At 71.3% G+C, this 15932-nt stretch carries 16 protein-coding genes; 6 read left to right on the top strand and 10 right to left on the bottom strand.

The window, feature by feature from the left end:
* The first annotated feature begins 66 nt into the window (after positions 1-66).
* A complete protein-coding gene (locus tag OU415_RS22890; protein ID WP_270951108.1) occupies positions 67-876 on the top strand; it encodes an alpha/beta fold hydrolase in 810 nt (269 codons plus the stop codon).
* 36 nt (positions 877-912) lie between these two features.
* Complete coding sequence (locus OU415_RS22885; RefSeq protein WP_270951106.1) at positions 913-1323, top strand: hypothetical protein; 411 nt, start codon at positions 913-915, stop codon at positions 1321-1323.
* A 119-nt stretch (positions 1324-1442) separates the two neighbouring features.
* On the opposite strand, the gene OU415_RS22880 is transcribed toward OU415_RS22885, so the two are convergent.
* The gene (locus OU415_RS22880; RefSeq protein WP_270951104.1) at positions 1443-2195 is read right to left on the bottom strand and encodes a DoxX family protein; all 753 of its coding nucleotides are present in this window, start codon (positions 2193-2195) and stop codon (positions 1443-1445) included.
* Positions 2196-2307: 112 nt separating this feature from the next.
* On the opposite strand from OU415_RS22880, the gene OU415_RS22875 reads away from it, so the two are divergent.
* Positions 2308-3225, top strand: coding sequence for an alpha/beta fold hydrolase (locus OU415_RS22875; protein WP_270951103.1), 918 nt, complete (start codon positions 2308-2310; stop codon positions 3223-3225).
* Between the two features lie 6 nt (positions 3226-3231).
* Here the strand turns inward: OU415_RS22875 and OU415_RS22870 are convergent, their stop codons facing one another.
* Positions 3232-4779, bottom strand: coding sequence for a BCCT family transporter (locus tag OU415_RS22870; protein ID WP_270951102.1), 1548 nt, complete (start codon positions 4777-4779; stop codon positions 3232-3234).
* A gap of 379 nt (positions 4780-5158) precedes the next feature.
* Between OU415_RS22870 and OU415_RS22865 the strand changes: the two genes are divergently transcribed.
* Both OU415_RS22865 and OU415_RS22860 read left to right on the top strand, forming a co-directional pair.
* Positions 5159-6316, top strand: coding sequence for a PQQ-dependent sugar dehydrogenase (locus OU415_RS22865; protein WP_270951101.1), 1158 nt, complete (start codon positions 5159-5161; stop codon positions 6314-6316).
* Between the two features lie 104 nt (positions 6317-6420).
* Positions 6421-6717: a hypothetical protein gene (locus OU415_RS22860; RefSeq protein ID WP_270951100.1), complete on the top strand. Its 297-nt coding sequence runs from the start codon at positions 6421-6423 to the stop codon at positions 6715-6717.
* A gap of 66 nt (positions 6718-6783) precedes the next feature.
* Here OU415_RS22860 and gatB read toward each other — a convergent pair whose 3' ends face one another.
* The 4 genes from gatB to gatC are packed head-to-tail and all read right to left on the bottom strand — an operon-like array spanning position 6784 to position 10287.
* Positions 6784-8289: an Asp-tRNA(Asn)/Glu-tRNA(Gln) amidotransferase subunit GatB gene (gatB, locus tag OU415_RS22855; protein ID WP_270951097.1), complete on the bottom strand. Its 1506-nt coding sequence runs from the start codon at positions 8287-8289 to the stop codon at positions 6784-6786.
* Entirely contained in the window at positions 8286-8483 is a 198-nt protein-coding gene (locus OU415_RS22850) for a hypothetical protein (protein WP_270951096.1), read from the bottom strand. Before OU415_RS22850 ends, gatB begins: the two co-directional genes overlap by 4 nt.
* On the bottom strand, positions 8480-9988 hold the full coding sequence (gene gatA / locus OU415_RS22845; RefSeq protein ID WP_270951094.1) for an Asp-tRNA(Asn)/Glu-tRNA(Gln) amidotransferase subunit GatA: 1509 nt from the start codon (positions 9986-9988) through the stop codon (positions 8480-8482). The genes OU415_RS22850 and gatA overlap by 4 nt, the downstream gene beginning before the upstream one ends.
* Complete coding sequence (gene gatC / locus OU415_RS22840; RefSeq protein WP_270951093.1) at positions 9988-10287, bottom strand: Asp-tRNA(Asn)/Glu-tRNA(Gln) amidotransferase subunit GatC; 300 nt, start codon at positions 10285-10287, stop codon at positions 9988-9990. Before gatC ends, gatA begins: the two co-directional genes overlap by 1 nt.
* Positions 10288-10588: 301 nt before the next feature.
* Here gatC and OU415_RS22835 point away from each other — a divergent pair, with 301 nt between their 5' ends.
* Positions 10589-11242 (top strand): ACT domain-containing protein, encoded by a 654-nt coding sequence (locus OU415_RS22835; protein WP_270951139.1) that lies wholly within the window; start codon positions 10589-10591, stop codon positions 11240-11242.
* Positions 11243-11330: 88 nt separating this feature from the next.
* Here the strand turns inward: OU415_RS22835 and OU415_RS22830 are convergent, their stop codons facing one another.
* From OU415_RS22830 to OU415_RS22815, 4 genes are all read right to left on the bottom strand, one after another.
* Complete coding sequence (locus OU415_RS22830) at positions 11331-11816, bottom strand: GNAT family N-acetyltransferase (protein WP_270951092.1); 486 nt, start codon at positions 11814-11816, stop codon at positions 11331-11333.
* A gap of 37 nt (positions 11817-11853) precedes the next feature.
* Positions 11854-13974: an NAD-dependent DNA ligase LigA gene (gene ligA / locus OU415_RS22825; protein ID WP_270951138.1), complete on the bottom strand. Its 2121-nt coding sequence runs from the start codon at positions 13972-13974 to the stop codon at positions 11854-11856.
* Between the two features lie 197 nt (positions 13975-14171).
* Complete coding sequence (locus OU415_RS22820; RefSeq protein WP_270951091.1) at positions 14172-14846, bottom strand: hypothetical protein; 675 nt, start codon at positions 14844-14846, stop codon at positions 14172-14174.
* Between the two features lie 51 nt (positions 14847-14897).
* Positions 14898-15905, bottom strand: a complete 1008-nt coding sequence (locus OU415_RS22815) for a DUF6461 domain-containing protein (protein ID WP_270951090.1) — start codon at positions 15903-15905, stop codon at positions 14898-14900.
* Positions 15906-15932: the final 27 nt, after the last annotated feature.

Genomic DNA, 15932 nt, shown 5'->3' with positions numbered 1-15932 from the left:
CACCGATTCCTTTTCCGCCGAGGGGCCGTCACACGAGCAGAAGACGGCACCGGGGACGGAGAAGACATGAGCACCACGAAACACGCAGTCCGCTCGCAGGACGGCACCGAGATCGCGTTCGAGGAATCCGGCAGCGGCCCGGCGGTCGTCCTGGTGTCCTCGGCGCTGGCCGACCGGTCCGACGCCCGCAAGCTCGCCGCCCTGCTGGCCGAGCACTTCACCGTCATCAACTACGACCGGCGCGGCCGGGGCGCGAGCGGCAACGCGGCGGACTACGCGGTCGAGCGCGAGATCGAGGACATCGCAGCGCTGATCGAGCACGCCGGTGGTTCGGCCTCGCTGTTCGGCAGTTCTTCCGGCGCGGTGCTCGCATTGCGCGCCGCGGCCGAGCTCGACGTCGAACGGCTGGCTGCTTACGAGCCGCCGTTCGTGGTCGAGAAGGGAGATTTCGGCCCGCCGTGGGACTTCGCGCGGCACATCGACGCACTGCTCGCCGATGACCGGCGCGGCGCGGCCGTCAAGTACTTCATGACCAAGGCGCAGGGCATGCCCGGGTTCGTGGTCGCCATGATGCGGCTGATGCCCGGCGTGTGGTCCGGCCTCAAGGCGATGGCGCACACGCTGCCCCACGACATCGCGGTGATGGGTGACTCCCAGCAGGGCGAACCGCTCAAGGCCGAGGAGTGGTCGACGGCTTCGCCCGCTCTCGTGCTGACCGGCGGCAAGAGCCCGGCCGGGTTCCACAGCGCGGCCCGCGCCATCGCCGAAGTGCTTCCCACCGCCGAGCACCGCACGCTGCCCGGTCTCAACCACGGCGCCGTGATGATGGCGCCAGCCGAGCTCGCCGCGCCGATCGTCGAATTCCTGCGCGGCTGACCGATTCCGATTTCCCGTTGAAAGGCGGAAAGCACCGTGGACGACACCATTCGCGGCCTCGACCGGCTCGTCGGCACCTGGCGGGTGAGCGGCGGCGCCACCGGCCAGGTCACCTACTCGTGGTTGCCGGGCGAGCACTTCCTGCACCAGGAGATCGACATCGAGCAGGACGGGCACCGGGTGCGCGGCATCGAGATCATCGGCCGCGAGAAGCCCTTCGGCGCCACCGAACCCGGCGCGGACCTCAAGTCCCGGTTCTACGGCGCCGACGGCGAAACCCTCGACTACGTCTACGAGATCGACGGTGACACGCTGATCATCTGGGGCGGCGAGAAGGGTTCGCCCGCCCACTACCGCGCCCGGTTCAGCGCCGACGGCGATCACCTCGCGGGCGACTGGGTCTGGCCGGGCGGCGGATACCACGCGGAGCAGACCCGAATCCGCTGACCACACCTTCCGCAGGTCAAAGGCCGTGAGTGCTTTGTGGGGCTATAGCACCCGAAAACACTCACGACAGCAAGCGGGGGCGCGCACTTCGCGTGCGCGCCCCCGCTTCGGAATGCCGATCAGGGCTTGTGGAACAGGAGCAGCACCGCTGCCGCCGCTCCGGCGGCGATGATCAGGCTGATGAAGCCGAAGATCAGCGGACGGCGGAACCACACCCGCCCGTAGTCCAGCGCCACCCGGCCCGGGCCGGTGAACATCAGGCCGAGGCCCAGCACGCCGAGCGTCGCCTCGAACTCGAAACCGCCGGTGGCGGCGAAGAATCCGCTGCCGAGCTTCAGGAAGACGGCGTTGGCCATCACACCGACCACACCGGCCGCGGCCAGCGGGGTGAACAGGCCGAGCACCAGCAGCGCACCGGCACCCAGCTCGGTGCCGCCGGTGACCAGCGCCAGCACACCGCTGTTCTGGAAACCCATGCCGGCCAGCATCTTGGCCGCGCCTTCCGGGCCGGGGCCGCCGAGCACGCCGAAGAGCTTCTGCGCGCCGTGCACGAGGAAGATGCCGCCCAGCGCCAACCGCAGGATCAGCAGACCGAGGTCGGTGCTGCCGCTCCAGGCGAACGGCTTGCGGCGGTCGCGGACGTCGTCGTAGTACAGGTCGTCGTCGCGCCCGCCGGTGTTGACCAACGACGTGGCTTCGGCGTCGCTGTAGCCGTCGTCATCGTCGTAGTAGTCGTAGCTCTTCTGCGCACCGAGGCTCTGCGTGCTCCGTGCACCTGGCGCGCCCGCACCGGGCTGCTGGGCGTGCGCGCCGTAGTTGCGGTCGTCGGGGGAGCCGCCCGCACCGCCGGGGCGATCGTCGTGAGTCCTCACGCCGGACGAGGCTAGGGCATGTTCACCCCAACGTGCGACCCCTTCAGGTAAACACTCACCGACACGTGACTGCTTCGAGACCGCCCGCGCGCAGCTGCGGCAGAATGGTCCGATGACGCGCCAGGCATTCCCGGATCACGATGTTTCCGCAGGACAAAGCACGTCTTTCCGGGAGTGGGCGGAGGCCGGTGCGGCCGCTCGGCCGATGGTGCTGCGATGCCCGGAGCTGAGCGCGGAACCCGAACTGCTGCCGGTCGATTCCGCCGCCCGGACACTCACCTGGACGCCTCGCCGCAGTCGTGCGGCCACCCCGCGTGATCACGCGGAGGACGCGATCGCCGCGCTCGACGCTGCCGGAGCGGAAACCGGCGTCGTGGTCGGCTGGTCCGGCGGCACCGTGCTGGCGGTCGAGCTCGCCCAACGCTTTCCGGACCGGATCCGCGGACTGCTGCTGCTCGCCGGTCCGCCCACGCTCGGCGCGGACGCCCTGCTGCACGCCCTCGGAGTTCCGGAGAGCGCCCGCCGACTGCTCGCGCTGGGCGGATCGGCGTCGCTGCGAGTGGTCTGCGACTTCGTCGAATCGATCGCCGCTCGCCTCCCGCGGCTCAAGACCGCGCACCTGCTGCCGGACCGGACGCTGGCCGCCTCGATGCGCCGGATGCTGCAGCACGACTGGCGCTGGCACGCCGAACTGACCCTCGCGTGGAGCGCTGCCGCCCGATCTCGCGTCTCCGGGCTGTCCTGCCCGATCACGGTCCTGACCGGCGCCCACGACGTCCTCTCCGACACCCGCACCATCGCGAAGTCCCTGGCGGAGCTGCCGCAAGCCCGGGTCCGGACCCTGCCCGCCTCCCACTTCCTCCCGTTCGAAGCCCCGGACGCGGTCCGAACCGAACTCGCCCTCCTGCTGCGCCGGGTGGAGGCCGTCGAGTGCGCCCGCCTCGGCATCGATCCGCCGCCCCCGTCGATCCCCCGCATCCGCCTGCCCCTCCAAACCCGAGGCCCCCGCCGCCGAAGCACCCGGCGATGACGCGGATCAGCTGGTGATGCCCTGCTCCGCCGCCATTTCCCGCAGCACCTTCGGCGCCGCCCACAGGGTGGGCAGCAACACGAAACCGGCTGGCACCGCGGTGATCACGATGAACGACTGCAGCGCGCTGACCCCGCTGTCCCCCACCGCGATCAGCGCGACCGCCGCGACGCCCATCAGCAAGCCCCAGAAGGCCCGGGAGAACTTGTTCGGCTCCCCACAGGTCGTCCCGGCAGTGGCGATGGCCAGCGACATCGAATCGGTGGTGGTGGCCACGAAGGTCGTGGTCAGCACCAGCAGCACCACGCCGAGCACACCGCCCCAGGGCAGCTGCTGCGCGATCGAGACGAGCGCGGCGGGCAATCCGACGTCGGTGAGCGGCCCCGACACCGAACCGGGAGTGCGCTGCTCCAGCATGATCCCGGTGCCGCCCAGCACGGTGAACCACAGCGCGGTGGCCACCGGCGCCACACCGGCGGTGAAGCCGATCAGGTTGCGCGCCGTGCGACCGCGGGAGATCCGCGCGACGAAGATGGCCATCAGCGGCGCGTAGCCGATGAACCAGCCGAAGAAGAACACCGTCCAGCTGCTCAACCACTCGGTGTCCCCGCGGTACAGCGTCATGGGCACGAAGTCCTGCACGTACCGCGCGAAACCGCCCAGGAAGCCGTCCACCACGAACGCCGCCGACCCGAGCACCAGGATCGCCGCCATCGTCGCCACCGCCAGCCACACGTTGAACCGGCTGAGCAGCTGGATCCCCTTGTCGACACCGGTGATGACGGAGATGACCGCGACCGCGGTGAGACCGAGGATGATCGCGACCTGCATCGCGTAGTCGTCCGGCGTGCCGAACAACGTCGACATGCTGTAGGAGACCTGCATGCCCAGGAAACCGATCGGGCCAACGGTGCCCGCGACCACGGCGATGATGCAGATGACGTCGACGACGGTGCCCAGCCAGTGGCGCTGGATGCGCTCGCCGAAGACGGGGTGCAGCAGGGTGCGCGGCCGCAGCGGCAGGCCCTTCTCCTGGGCGCGCATCATCACGATCGCACCGAGCGTGCCGAGCACCGCCCAGGCCAGGAACCCCCAGTGCGAGAAGCTCTGCGCGAGCGCGACGGTGACCGCCTCGGTCGATCCGGGCGGCACGTCCGCGTAGGCGGGCGGCAGGTCGGCGAAGTGGTAGACCGGCTCGGCGGAGGCCCAGAACACACCACCCGCGGCGAGCAGGGTGCACATGATCATGGCCAGCCACTTGAAGGTGCCGAACTCGGGCTCCACGTCGCCGCCGAGCCGGACCCGGCCGTAGCGCGAGGCACCGAGCACGACCGCGATCCCGAACGTGGCCAGCAGCAGGACCTGCCAGTACGGACCGAACCAGCTGGCGCAGGCGGTGAACGCGGCGGTCACCACGTCCCCGGTCGCTTGCGGAGCGAGCAGCGCGGCCACCACGAAAGCGGTGAGCAGCCCGCCGGCCAGCACGGACACGACCAGGTCGGTCCGGGTGCGTGGCTCGCCGTTGTCCAGGATTTCCGCGCTCGTCGAAGTCACGGGGTACCAATCTTCTCGGGTGCGGGGCGCCTGATCAGGCGCATCGACGGCTCCTGGTTCGCACGCGCGATCGCCGAGGACGGCGGAGCGGAACGCATCGGAGGTCGGCGCCTGATCGGATCGGCCTGAGCCGATCGATTCAACTGGGGAAGTCCTCCGGATCGGCGCCAACGAACCCGGAAACGCTAGCCTTCCGGTGCCGAACTGGTCGAAACCACCCCGCCGGAGCATGACGAGGGACACGGAATCGGACCGGTGCCGAGCGCGGCTCGCCTCCTGGCGGGGAGGGTGGAGCTCCAGTGCGGGCGCCGATCTTCCGCCCAGCGGAATGCCGAAGGCTCACCGAGGATTCACCGGCAGGCCGATAGGCTCGAGCGTCGTGGCAGTCCCGAATCGCATGCGCCGAGTCCTGCTGAGCACCACCGCAGTGCTCGGCACCTTGCTGGCGGGCTGCGCGCAGTTCCCGGACGAGCACCCCAGGCCGTGGTCCGATCCGCCGTCGCTGGCGCCGCAGGCCGGTCCCCAACCGTCCTTCGAGAGCGAAGCGCCACCGCCGGTGCCCGGCACCCCCGGGGAAGAACCGGCCAAGCCGGTGGGCTGCGAGGACCCCGACCCGGCCGTGGTGGCGACCTGCCTGGACCCGATCGGCGCGATCGCGGTGCTGCCCGACGGCAGCGCCGCACTGGTCGGCGAGCGCAGCACCGGACGCGTGCTGCGGGTCGAGCGCAACGCGAAACCCGTTGAGCTGGCCCGGATTCCGGTCGACGCCGGCAACGGCGGAGGACTCACCGGACTCGCCCTGTCCCCGACCTACCACGAGGACGAGCTCTTCTACGCCTACATCACGACCGGCAGCGACAACCAGGTCGTTCGGGTGGCCGCGGGCGACCGCCCCAAGCCGGTCCTGACGGGCATCCCCAAGGGGTCGAACGGCAACTCCGGCGCCCTGATGGACGACGGCCAGGGCGCGCTGCTGGTCGCCACCGGCAACGCGGGCGACGCGGCGAACGCAGCCGATCCGAAGTCGCTGGCCGGGAAGTTGCTGCGGATCGACGGTTTCGGCAAACCGGCCGCGGGGAACCCCGATCCGAAGACCCCGGTGGTCGTCTCCGGCCTGACCGACCCGGGCGGGCTGTGCGGCACGCCGGGCTTGGGCATGTACTGGGTGACCGACCGCCTGGGCGACCAGGACGCGCTGTTCCAGATGAAGCTCGGCCAGCCGCTGGGCGCCCCGGCGTGGACGTGGGCGGACCGCCCCGGCGTCGCGGGCTGCGCCGCCGACCCGGCGAACGTGGTGGTGGCGCTACGCGACGCCGCCGCCCTCTACACCCTCAGCCCGGCGCCGGACGGCACGGTCACCGGCCAGCCGGCGAAGGTCATGGAGAAGACCTACGGCCGCTTCTCCGCAGCGGCCCTCGCCCCCGACGGCCTGATCTGGCTCGGCACCTCCAACAAGGACGGCGGAGCCCCGATCTCCAGCGACGACCGGGTCCTCCGCCTCGAACCCCCGTCGGGCGGCACCGCGGGCAAGGACTGACGAACCGGCCGGCGGGAGCTGGTGCCGCTGCGGGGTCGTCGCTAGGGTTCCCGGTGCGGCTCGGCGGGGTGCTGGCCGAACTCGACGTGCAGTCAGGAGTTCCCATGTGCACTGCCGGTGGCCGACACCCCGAAGTTCCGGATCCCGCTTCTCGGGACCACAGCCTGCTGATGACCGAGGCCGAGCAGGCCGAAACCACGGCCCGCCTCGTCGACCTGCAGCAGCGCTGCGCGGAGCTCCGGCAGTTCGCAGTCCCGGACCCCGCCGCTCAGCGGTACCTCGACGAGCAGGCCGACGAGTTGGACGACCTGATCGCGCAGGCCTGCGATGCGCTGCGGAACGTCGTCACCGTCGAGGAGCGCATCGGACACCTCGACTTCGAACCGTCGGACGACGTCTGACCCGCAGCAGCACGAAGGGCACCCCACCGCCGGAGAACCAGCGGGGAAGTGCCCTTCGCGCGGTGCTTACTGGCCGCAGGCCGCGAGGACGAGTTCGCGGACCCGCTTCGCGTCCGCCTGCCCCTTCGTGGCCTTCATGACCGCGCCGACGATCGCGCCCGCGGCCTGGACCTTGCCGCCGCGGATCTTGTCCGCGATGTCCGGCTGGGCCGCCAGCGCCTCGTCGATCGCCGTCTGCAACGCGGAGTCGTCGGAGACGACCTCCAGGCCCCGGGCCGCCACGACCTCGTCCGGCTCGCCCTCGCCGGCGAGCACGCCGTCGACGACCTGCCGGGCCAGCTTGTTGGTCAGCTTGCCCTCGGCGACCAGCGCGATCACCCGCGCCACCTGCTTCGGGGAGATCTCCAGGTCCGCCAGCTCAACACCGCGGGTGTTGGCCTGCTGCGCGAGGTAGGCGACCCACCAGGACCGGGCGTCGCCCGGCTGCGCACCGGCCTCGACGGTCTCCGCGATCAGCTCCAGCGCCCCGGCGTTGACCAGGTCGCGCAGCTCCTCGTCGGACAGGCCCCACTCCTCCTTGGCGCGCTTGCGGCGCTCCCAGGGCAGTTCCGGCAGGGTCTTGGACAGCTCCTCGACCCACTCGCGGGACGGCGCGATCGGCACCAGGTCCGGCTCCGGGAAGTACCGGTAGTCCTCGGAGGTCTCCTTCTTGCGCCCCGCCGAGGTGCTGCCGGTGGACTCGTCGAAGTGCCGGGTCTCCTGCAGGATCTCGCCGCCGCCGGTCAGCACCGCGGCGTGCCGCTGCATCTCGAACCGGACCGCGCGTTCGACGCTGCGCAGCGAGTTGACGTTCTTCGTCTCGGTGCGGGTGCCGAACTCCGCCGAGCCCTTCGGCATCAGCGACACGTTCGCGTCGCAGCGCAGCGAGCCCTGGTCCATCCGCACGTCGGAGACGTCCAGCGCGCGCAGCAGGTCCCGCAGCGCCGCGACGTAGGCGCGGGCGACCTCGGGAGCGCGCTCACCGGCACCGGTGATCGGCTTGGTGACGATCTCGATCAGCGGCACGCCCGCGCGGTTGTAGTCCAGCAGCGAGTGGCTCGCACCGTGGATGCGACCGGTGGCACCGCCGACGTGCAGCGACTTGCCGGTGTCCTCCTCCATGTGCGCGCGCTCGATCTCGACGCGGAACGTCTCGCCGTCGTCCAGCACCACGTCCAGGTAGCCGTCGTGCACGATCGGCTCGTCGTACTGCGAGGTCTGGAAGTTCTTCGGCATGTCCGGGTAGAAGTAGTTCTTCCGGGCGAACCGGCACCACTCCGCGACCTCGCAGTTGAGCGCGAGACCGATCCGGATCGCGGCCTCCACGGCCTTGCCGTTGACCACCGGCAGCGCACCCGGCAGGCCCAGGCACACCGGGCACACCTGGGTGTTCGGCTCCGCGCCGAAGGCGTTGGCGCAGCCGCAGAACATCTTCGTGTTCGTCGACAGCTCGACGTGCACCTCGAGGCCCAGCACCGGGTCGAACCGGGCCAGGACCTCGTCGTAGTCCATGATCTCGGCGACAGCGGTCACTTGTCGTCCTCCCCCTTGCGCAGCGCCCGCACGGCCAGCGCGGTGCCGGTGACCAGCCCGGCAGCGGTGATGATCGCGTCCGCCAGCTCGAGCTTGTCCTTGTTCTCCCGCGCCGCGCGGATGCTCGCCCGCAGCCCGAACGCGGCGGAGAGCACCGACGCGAGCTGGAAAGCCGCCTTCATCTTCGGGTTCACACCGTCACCTCCAGCTCGGGCACGCGGAGCGCACCGCGCGCGGTCTCGTACGCAGCACCGACCCGGTAGAGCCGGTCGTCGGCCATCGCCGGGGCCATGATCTGCAGACCCACCGGCAGACCGTCCTCATCGGACAGTCCGCAGGGGACGCTCATCGCGGCGTTGCCGGCCAGGTTCGACGGGATCGTGCACAGGTCGGCGAGGTACATCGCCATCGGGTCGTCGACCCGCTCGCCGATCGGGAACGCGGTGGTCGGGGTGGTCGGCGAGACCAGCACGTCGACCTGCGCGAACGCGGCGTCGAAGTCGCGGGTGATCAGCGTCCGCACCTTCTGCGCCTGCCCGTAGTAGGCGTCGTAGTAGCCCGAGGACAGCGCGTAGGTGCCGAGCATGATGCGCCGCTTGACCTCCGGGCCGAAACCGGCCTCGCGGGTCAGCGACATGACCTCCTCGGCGCTGCGCTCGCCGTCGTCGCCGACGCGCAGGCCGTAGCGCATCGCGTCGAAGCGGGCCAGGTTCGAGGAGCACTCGCTCGGCGCGATCAGGTAGTACGCCGGCAGCGCGTAGTCGAAGTTCGGGCAGGAGACCTCGACGACCTCGGCGCCCAGCGCGGACAGCTGCTTCACCGCGGCGTCGAAAGCCCGCTGCACGCCCGGCTGGTAGCCGTCACCGGAGAACTCGCGGACCACGCCGACGCGCACGCCCTTGAGGTCGCCCTTCGCACCTTCCTTCGCCGCGGCCACGACCTGCGGCACCGGCTGCGCGATCGAGGTGGAGTCCATCGGGTCGTGCCCGGCGATCACCTCGTGCAGCAGCGCGGCGTCGAGCACCGTGCGCGCGCACGGACCCGGCTGGTCCAGCGACGAGGAGAACGCGACCAGGCCGTAGCGGGACACCCCGCCGTAGGTGGGCTTCACGCCGACCGTGCCGGTCACCGCGCCCGGCTGGCGGATGGAGCCGCCGGTGTCGGTGCCGATGGCCAGCGGCGTCTCGAACGCGGCCAGCGCCGCCGAGGAACCGCCACCGGAACCGCCCGGGATCCGGTTGAGGTCCCACGGGTTGCGGGTCGGGCCGTAGGCCGAGTTCTCCGTCGACGAGCCCATCGCGAACTCGTCCATGTTGGTCTTGCCGAGGATGACCACGCCGGCCTCGCGCAGGCGCTTGGTCACCGTGGCGTCGTACGGCGGAACCCAGCCCTCCAGCATCTTGGAGCCGCAGGTGGTGGGCATGTCGGTCGTGGTGAGGACGTCCTTGAGCGCGAGCGGCACACCGGCCAGCGGCGAAGCCGCCTTCCCCGCGGAGCGGTCCTCGTCGGCGCTGCGCGCGGCGGCGAGCGCGCCGTCGCCGTTCACGTGCAGGAAAGCGTGCACGGCGGAGTCGACGGCGGAGATCCGGTCCAAGTGCGCCTGAGTCACCTCGACCGACGAGACCTCACCCGCCTCCAGCTTCGCGGCGAGCTCGGACGCGGTCAGCCCGGTCAGGCTGCCGCCAGATGCGGTCGTCATCAGGCCTCCTCGGTGAGAATCCGCGGCACGCGGAACCGGTCCTCTTCAGCGGCGGGCGCGGCAGCGAGCGCCTGCTCGCGCGTCAAGCCCGGCCGCACTTCGTCCTCGCGGAAGACGTTGGTCACCGGCACGGCGTGGGAGGTCGGCGGGATGTCGTCCGCAGCGACCTCGCCCACCTTCGCCACCGAGTCGAGGATCTGGTCCAGCTGGCCGGCGAAGGTGTCGAGCTCGGCCTCGGTGACGGCCAGCCGCGCCAGGCCGGCGAGGTGCGCGACCTCGTCGCGGGAGATCTTGGACACTGCGAAGCTCCCTGGTCATGTCCGGTTTCACGGGTACCGCCCAGTCTATTGACCGGTCGGCTGGCGGGTTCCGCGGGGAGTGGCGACGGACTTGCGAGCGGCGGTGGCCGCTCCTGGCACCGCCGCCGCTCACGACTCCGGTTTCACTGCGCGGACGGCGGTATCACCAGGAGCGACCGGCGTCTGCCACAATTTCAAAGGCCAGTTCCTCGTGCGAGGAGCCGCTGGAGTGCGGCCTCGTGCGCCTTGGAGCAGCGCGACCGGCGAGGTGTCGCGCACGAAACTGGAGGCGTTGAGTCCGGTGTCCTTCCTCATCCGGGTGCAGATTCCGGACCGACCGGGCAACCTCGGTTCGGTGGCGACCGCGCTCGGCGAGATCGGGGCCGACATCCTCAGCGTCGACGTCGTCGAGCGAGCGGGCGGCGTGGCGATCGACGACCTGGTGGTGGAGCTGCCCTCCGGGCGCCTGCCGGACGTGCTGATCACCGCGGCCGAATCCGTCGAAGGCGTCAGCGTCGACGCGGTCCGCCCCTACGCGGGCGTGCTGGACACCCACCGCGAGCTCGAGCTGGTCGAGGAGATCGCCGCCGAGCCGGGTCGTGGCCTGCAGATCTTCGCCGAAGGAGTCCCCAAGATCATCCGATCGGGTTGGGCGATCGTCTTCGGGCACCGCTCCGGCGGCGCGGAGCAGCTGGCGGCGAGCACCTCGGCCCCGCAGGAGGGCTACCTGGAGCTGCCGTGGCTGCCGCTGCCGCGCGCGACGATCCTCGACGGCGACGACAGCTGGGTCCCGGAGACCTGGCAGGAGCTGGGCACCGAGCTGGCCGCGACCCCGATCGGCAAGCCGGACCGGGTCCTGCTGGCCGGCCGCCCCGGCGGTCCGATGTTCCGCGCCGCGGAGCTCGCCCGCCTCGCCCACCTCGCAGGCATCGTCTCCGTCGTCCTCGACGGCTGAGTTTCCGCTGGTCACGACCCGTGAGTCTTTTGGGGTGCTATAGCAACCCAAAGTGCTCACGGCACTTGACCAGCGGAAACGTCGCCCCTCACAGGTCCAGGGCGTAGGCCAGGAGGTGGACGCTCGGAGCCGGGGACCAGTCGCGTTCCGGGCAGCGCTCGAAGCCGAGGCTCTCGTAGAGGCGCCGGGCCGGTTCCGAGGTGTCCTTCACGCAGAGCACCACGCGCTTCGCGTCGTGCTCGCGGGCCCGGTCGATCACCGCCCGCACCAGGGCGCGGCCGACGCCGTTGCCCGCGGCCTCCGGCACCACCGCCAGCATGCGGAACTCCAGCTCACCGGGCTGGGAGATCTCGGCGTAGGCGGTACCGGGCTGGACCACGGTGACCGTGCCGAGCGGCCGGTCGCCGGCCAGGGCGATCAGCAGCTCGCCGTGCTCCGCGCGGTCGGCGGCGTCGCGCAGCACCGAGGCGTAGTCGACGTCTGCGGGCAGGCTGCCCGCCTCGGCGTAGGCGCGGACGGCGATCTCACCGATCACCTCGTAGTCGGTGGGCCGGGCCACCCGGATGGTCGTCATGACTCCGATCCTGCCAACGCGCACCGACAGCGCACGGTCACTCCTCGGCCGGCAGCGCGGCCTCCGCGGCGGCCTCCGGGCCGTCGTCGAGCAGCACGCGGAACCCGTCCTCGTCCAGCACCGGCACCTTGAGCTGCATCGCCTTGTCGTACTTCGAGCCCGGCGCGTCACCGACGACCACGAACGCGGTCTTCTTCGACACCGATCCGGCCGCACGACCACCGCGGGCCATGATCAGCTCCTTCGCCTCGTCCCGGGAGAAGGTCTGCAGGGTGCCGGTGACCACGATCGACATGCCCTCGAGGGTGCGCGGGATCGACTCGTCGCGCTCGTCGGCCATCCGCACCCCGGCGGCCCGCCACTTGCGCACGATCTCCTGGTGCCAGTCCACCGCGAACCACTCGCGCACCGCGGTGGCGATGGTCGGGCCGACCCCGTCGGCGGCCGCCAGCTCCTCCTCGGAGGCCTCCTCGATCCGCTCCAGCGAACCGAACTCGCGGGCCAGCGCCTGCGCCGCGGTCGGGCCGACGTGCCGGATGGACAGCCCCACCAGCACCCGCCACAGCGGCTTCTCCTTGGCCACCTCGAGGTTGGCCAGCAGCTTGGCGCCGTTGGCGGAGAGGTTGCCCTCCTTGGTGGTGAACAGCGGGGTCTTGAGCAGCTTCGGCTCGTCGAGGTCGAACAGGTCGCCCTCGTCCTCGATCACCCCGGCGGTCAACAGCGCGCCCGCCGCCTCGTAGCCGAGCGCGTCGATGTCCAGCACCTTGCGGCTGGCCAGGTAGAACAGCCGCTCGCGCTGCTGCCCGGGGCAGCCCCGGGCGTTCGGGCAGCGCAGGTCGACGTCGCCCTCCTTCTGCTGCGCCAGCGGCCACCCGCAGCTCGGGCAGGTCGCGGGCATCGTGAACTCCCGCTCGTCGCCGGTGCGCACGTCGACCACCGGACCGAGCACCTCGGGGATCACGTCGCCGGCCTTGCGGATGACCACCCGGTCACCGATCAGCACGCCCTTGCGGCGCACCTCGTCGCCGTTGTGCAGGGTGGCCATCGACACCGTGGACCCGGCGACCTTGACCGGCTCCATCACCGCGAACGGGGTGACCCGGCCGGTGCGCCCGACGTCGACCTGGATGTCCAGCAGCTTCGTGGTGGCCTGCTCGGGCGGGTACTTGTAGGCGATGGCCCAGCGCGGGGCGCGGGAGGTGGTGCCGAGGCGGCGCTGCAGCGGCACCTCGTCGACCTTGATCACCATGCCGTCGATCTCGTGCTCGGCGGAGTCGCGGTGCTTGCCCCAGTGCTCGATGTGCTTGATCAGCTCGTCCACAGTGGACAGCACGACGGTGTGCCGGGACACCGGCAGGCCCCACGCCTTGAGCGCCGCGTAGGACTCCGACTGCCGCTCCGGCTCGAAGCCCTCGCGCTTGCCCAGGCCGTGGCAGATCAGCCGCAGCGGCCGGGTCCGGGTGATCCGCGGGTCCTTCTGCCGCAGCGAACCGGCGGCGGCGTTGCGCGGGTTGGCGAACGGCGGCTTGCCCGCCTCCACCAGACCGGCGTTGAGCTCGGCGAACTCGTCGACGCGGAAGAACACCTCGCCGCGCACCTCGACCAGCCCCGGCACCGGGTACTCGTCGGTGCCGGTCAGCTGCTCGGGCACGTCGGCCATGGTGCGCACGTTGAGCGTGACGTCCTCGCCGGTGCGGCCGTCACCGCGGGTCAGCGCCCGCTCCAGCCGGCCGTCCCGGTACAGCAGGTTGATCGCCAGACCGTCGATCTTCAGCTCGCACAGGTACTGCGCGCTGCTGCCGACCTCGCGCTCCACGCGATCGACCCAGGCCTGCAGCTCCTCGGTGCTGAACGCGTTGTCCAGGCTCAGCATCCGCTCGAGGTGCGCGACCGGGGTGAACTCGGTGGAGAAGGTGCCGCCGACGACCTGCGTCGGCGAGTCGGGTGCCTGCAAGGCCGGGTGCTCGGCCTCGAGCCGCTGCAGCTGCCCGAACAGCTCGTCGAACTCACCGTCGGAGATGGTCGGCGCGTCGAGCACGTAGTAGCGGAACTGGTGGCCGCGGACTTCTTCTGCGAGTTCCGCGTAGTGCTCGCGCACGTCGGCGGGCACGTCCTCGACGCCCTCGGCCGCGCGATCGGCAGCGGGGTCTGTCGGCACGTTCTCCTCGGCGCCGTTGTCCGGGTTGCGGTCGTCCACGTCCTTGCTGGTCACGCACCGAGACTAACGAGCGCCCCCGACAACGGCACGCAGCGGCTCGCCGACCGCCCCTCCCCGCCGGAGGTGTCGATTCCGCACGAAATCGAGCGCCACCCGGGTGAACGCCGATTTCGTGCGAAATCGACCACCCGGGGCCGTCAGGACTCCGAGGCGGTGCGATCGAGGTCCTGGACGAGCTCGCGGAGCTCCAGGAGGCCGATCGTGCCCTCCGGCTGGTTCTCGGCGGTCTCCACGCGGCCGAGCCGGTCGGCCGCCAGCCGCTCGCCGAGGGTGGCGTCCAGCGGCAGGAAGGTCAGCGCCTTGCGCTTCTTGTCCTCCATGGCCTGGAAGCCGGGGTGGTAGACGGCCACGTCGACCACGCCTTCGGCCTCGTCGACCTGCGCGACGACCCGCACGTCGGCCAGCTGGTACTTCTCCTCGCCCAGGTTGACCGTGACCTCGGTCGGGTCCGGCACCGGGGGCACCGAGTCGTGGTACTCCCACAACGTGTCCGCTGCCGGGGCGGCCGCGATCCAGGCGTCGGTGTAGGGCCGCAGCTCCGGGTCGGCCTGGCCGCTGACGACCAGCGCGTACACGGCCTTCTCGCCGTGCTCGATGGCGAAGGTCAGGTTCGGGTGCACCGCGGCCACCATGTCGGCGACCAGGTTCTCGACGCGCAGCGGCTCGCTGTCGCCGAGCGCGGCGGCGAGCTCGGGCAGCAGGTCGTCCCACTGCTGCCAGAACGCCTCGGCGCGGGCGGCTGCTTCGGCGGGCACGTCGACTGGTTCGGCGGCGGCGTCTTCAGCCGCACGGCGGCGGAGGAACCTGAACATGCCGCCCATTGTGCCGGTCGGCCTGCCGCGCGCGTGGCCGAACGGGTGGACTCACCCCGCCAGTTCGGCTGTGACGATGCCCGCCAGCTCGACGATCTCCACCCCGCGCACCTGCCGAGCCGCATCGAGCGCGCCGGTCAGCGCGGTCAGCGGATCGTCGTGGGTGGCCTGCCGAACGGCCTCCGCAGCCCGCCGGTGCGCGCGGACCTTGCTGCACGGACGGCTCCGGATGCTCTGCCAGGACAGCTCCCGCACTGCTTCCGCGAGCGCGTCCTGGTCGACCGGCGAACCGGTGCTCAGCGCGCACGCGGTGCGGCGCAGCACGGGGTGGTCCACGCAGTCGGCGGCGACGATGACATGTCGGGCGACAGCTGCCGCAGCATCCCGCAGCGGCTGACCGCCGGCTTCCCGCAGCGTCGGGAGCAGCTCCGCCGGGTAGCCGACGACTTGTTCCATCGGGTCGGCGACCGCGACCAGGTCGTCCGGCCACGGTGCGACGGGGAAGGTCCGGAGCCGCCCGGCCAGCCAGCCCGGGGTCGGCGGCAGCCCGGTGAGCCGCCCGGCCAGGGCCAGCATCAGCGCCACCGGATCGGCTTGCGACCAGGGCAGATCGGCCCGCAGTTCTTCCAGCTCGTCGGGCGCGCTGCCCTCCCGGTATTCCGGCAGCACCGCCTCGAACGAGGTGCGCAGCTCACCGCCGACGGCGTGCGAGAAGCGGGTCAGCCCGCTGCCGTCCCAGAACACCGAGACCGCGGTGGTCTCGGCGACCCGGCGCAGGACTTCGGGACGCCGCCCCTGCTCGCCACCGTCCTCGATCACCAGCAGCCAGTCGTCGAGCTGCTTGAGCGCGATCATCGGGTGCCGCTCCTGGTTGGCGAAGGCCTCCTCGCAGAACTCGTCGACGTCGAGCTCCCGCCCGAACTCGACGACCCCGCCGAACGCCGCGGCGACCTGCTCGAGGTCACCGCCCCTCACGAACGTCAGGCACGCCGCTTCCTGGATGATGCTGCGCCGAACCCACTCGGCGCGCTCGATCTCGCTGACGCAGTAGCTGCCCACGGCGTACTTCCTACCAGCGCACGAAGG

This window comes from Saccharopolyspora oryzae (assembly GCF_027853915.1).
GTDB lineage: Bacteria > Actinomycetota > Actinomycetes > Mycobacteriales > Pseudonocardiaceae > Saccharopolyspora > Saccharopolyspora oryzae.
The sequence above is the reverse complement of the archived record's forward strand: the minus strand, read 5'-3'. Positions and strand labels throughout refer to the sequence as shown.

What these genes read in the sequence shown, in the direction of transcription:
- OU415_RS22890 (WP_270951108.1), top strand. Translation starts at nt 67, where the DNA reads ATGAGCACCACGAAACACGCAGTCCGCTCGCAGGACGGCACCGAGATC.
- OU415_RS22875 (WP_270951103.1), top strand. Translation starts at nt 2,308, where the DNA reads ATGACGCGCCAGGCATTCCCGGATCACGATGTTTCCGCAGGACAAAGC.
- OU415_RS22860 (WP_270951100.1), top strand. Translation starts at nt 6,421, where the DNA reads ATGTGCACTGCCGGTGGCCGACACCCCGAAGTTCCGGATCCCGCTTCT.
- gatA (WP_270951094.1), bottom strand. Translation starts at nt 9,988, where the DNA reads ATGACGACCGCATCTGGCGGCAGCCTGACCGGGCTGACCGCGTCCGAG.
- OU415_RS22830 (WP_270951092.1), bottom strand. Translation starts at nt 11,816, where the DNA reads ATGACGACCATCCGGGTGGCCCGGCCCACCGACTACGAGGTGATCGGT.
- OU415_RS22820 (WP_270951091.1), bottom strand. Translation starts at nt 14,846, where the DNA reads ATGTTCAGGTTCCTCCGCCGCCGTGCGGCTGAAGACGCCGCCGCCGAA.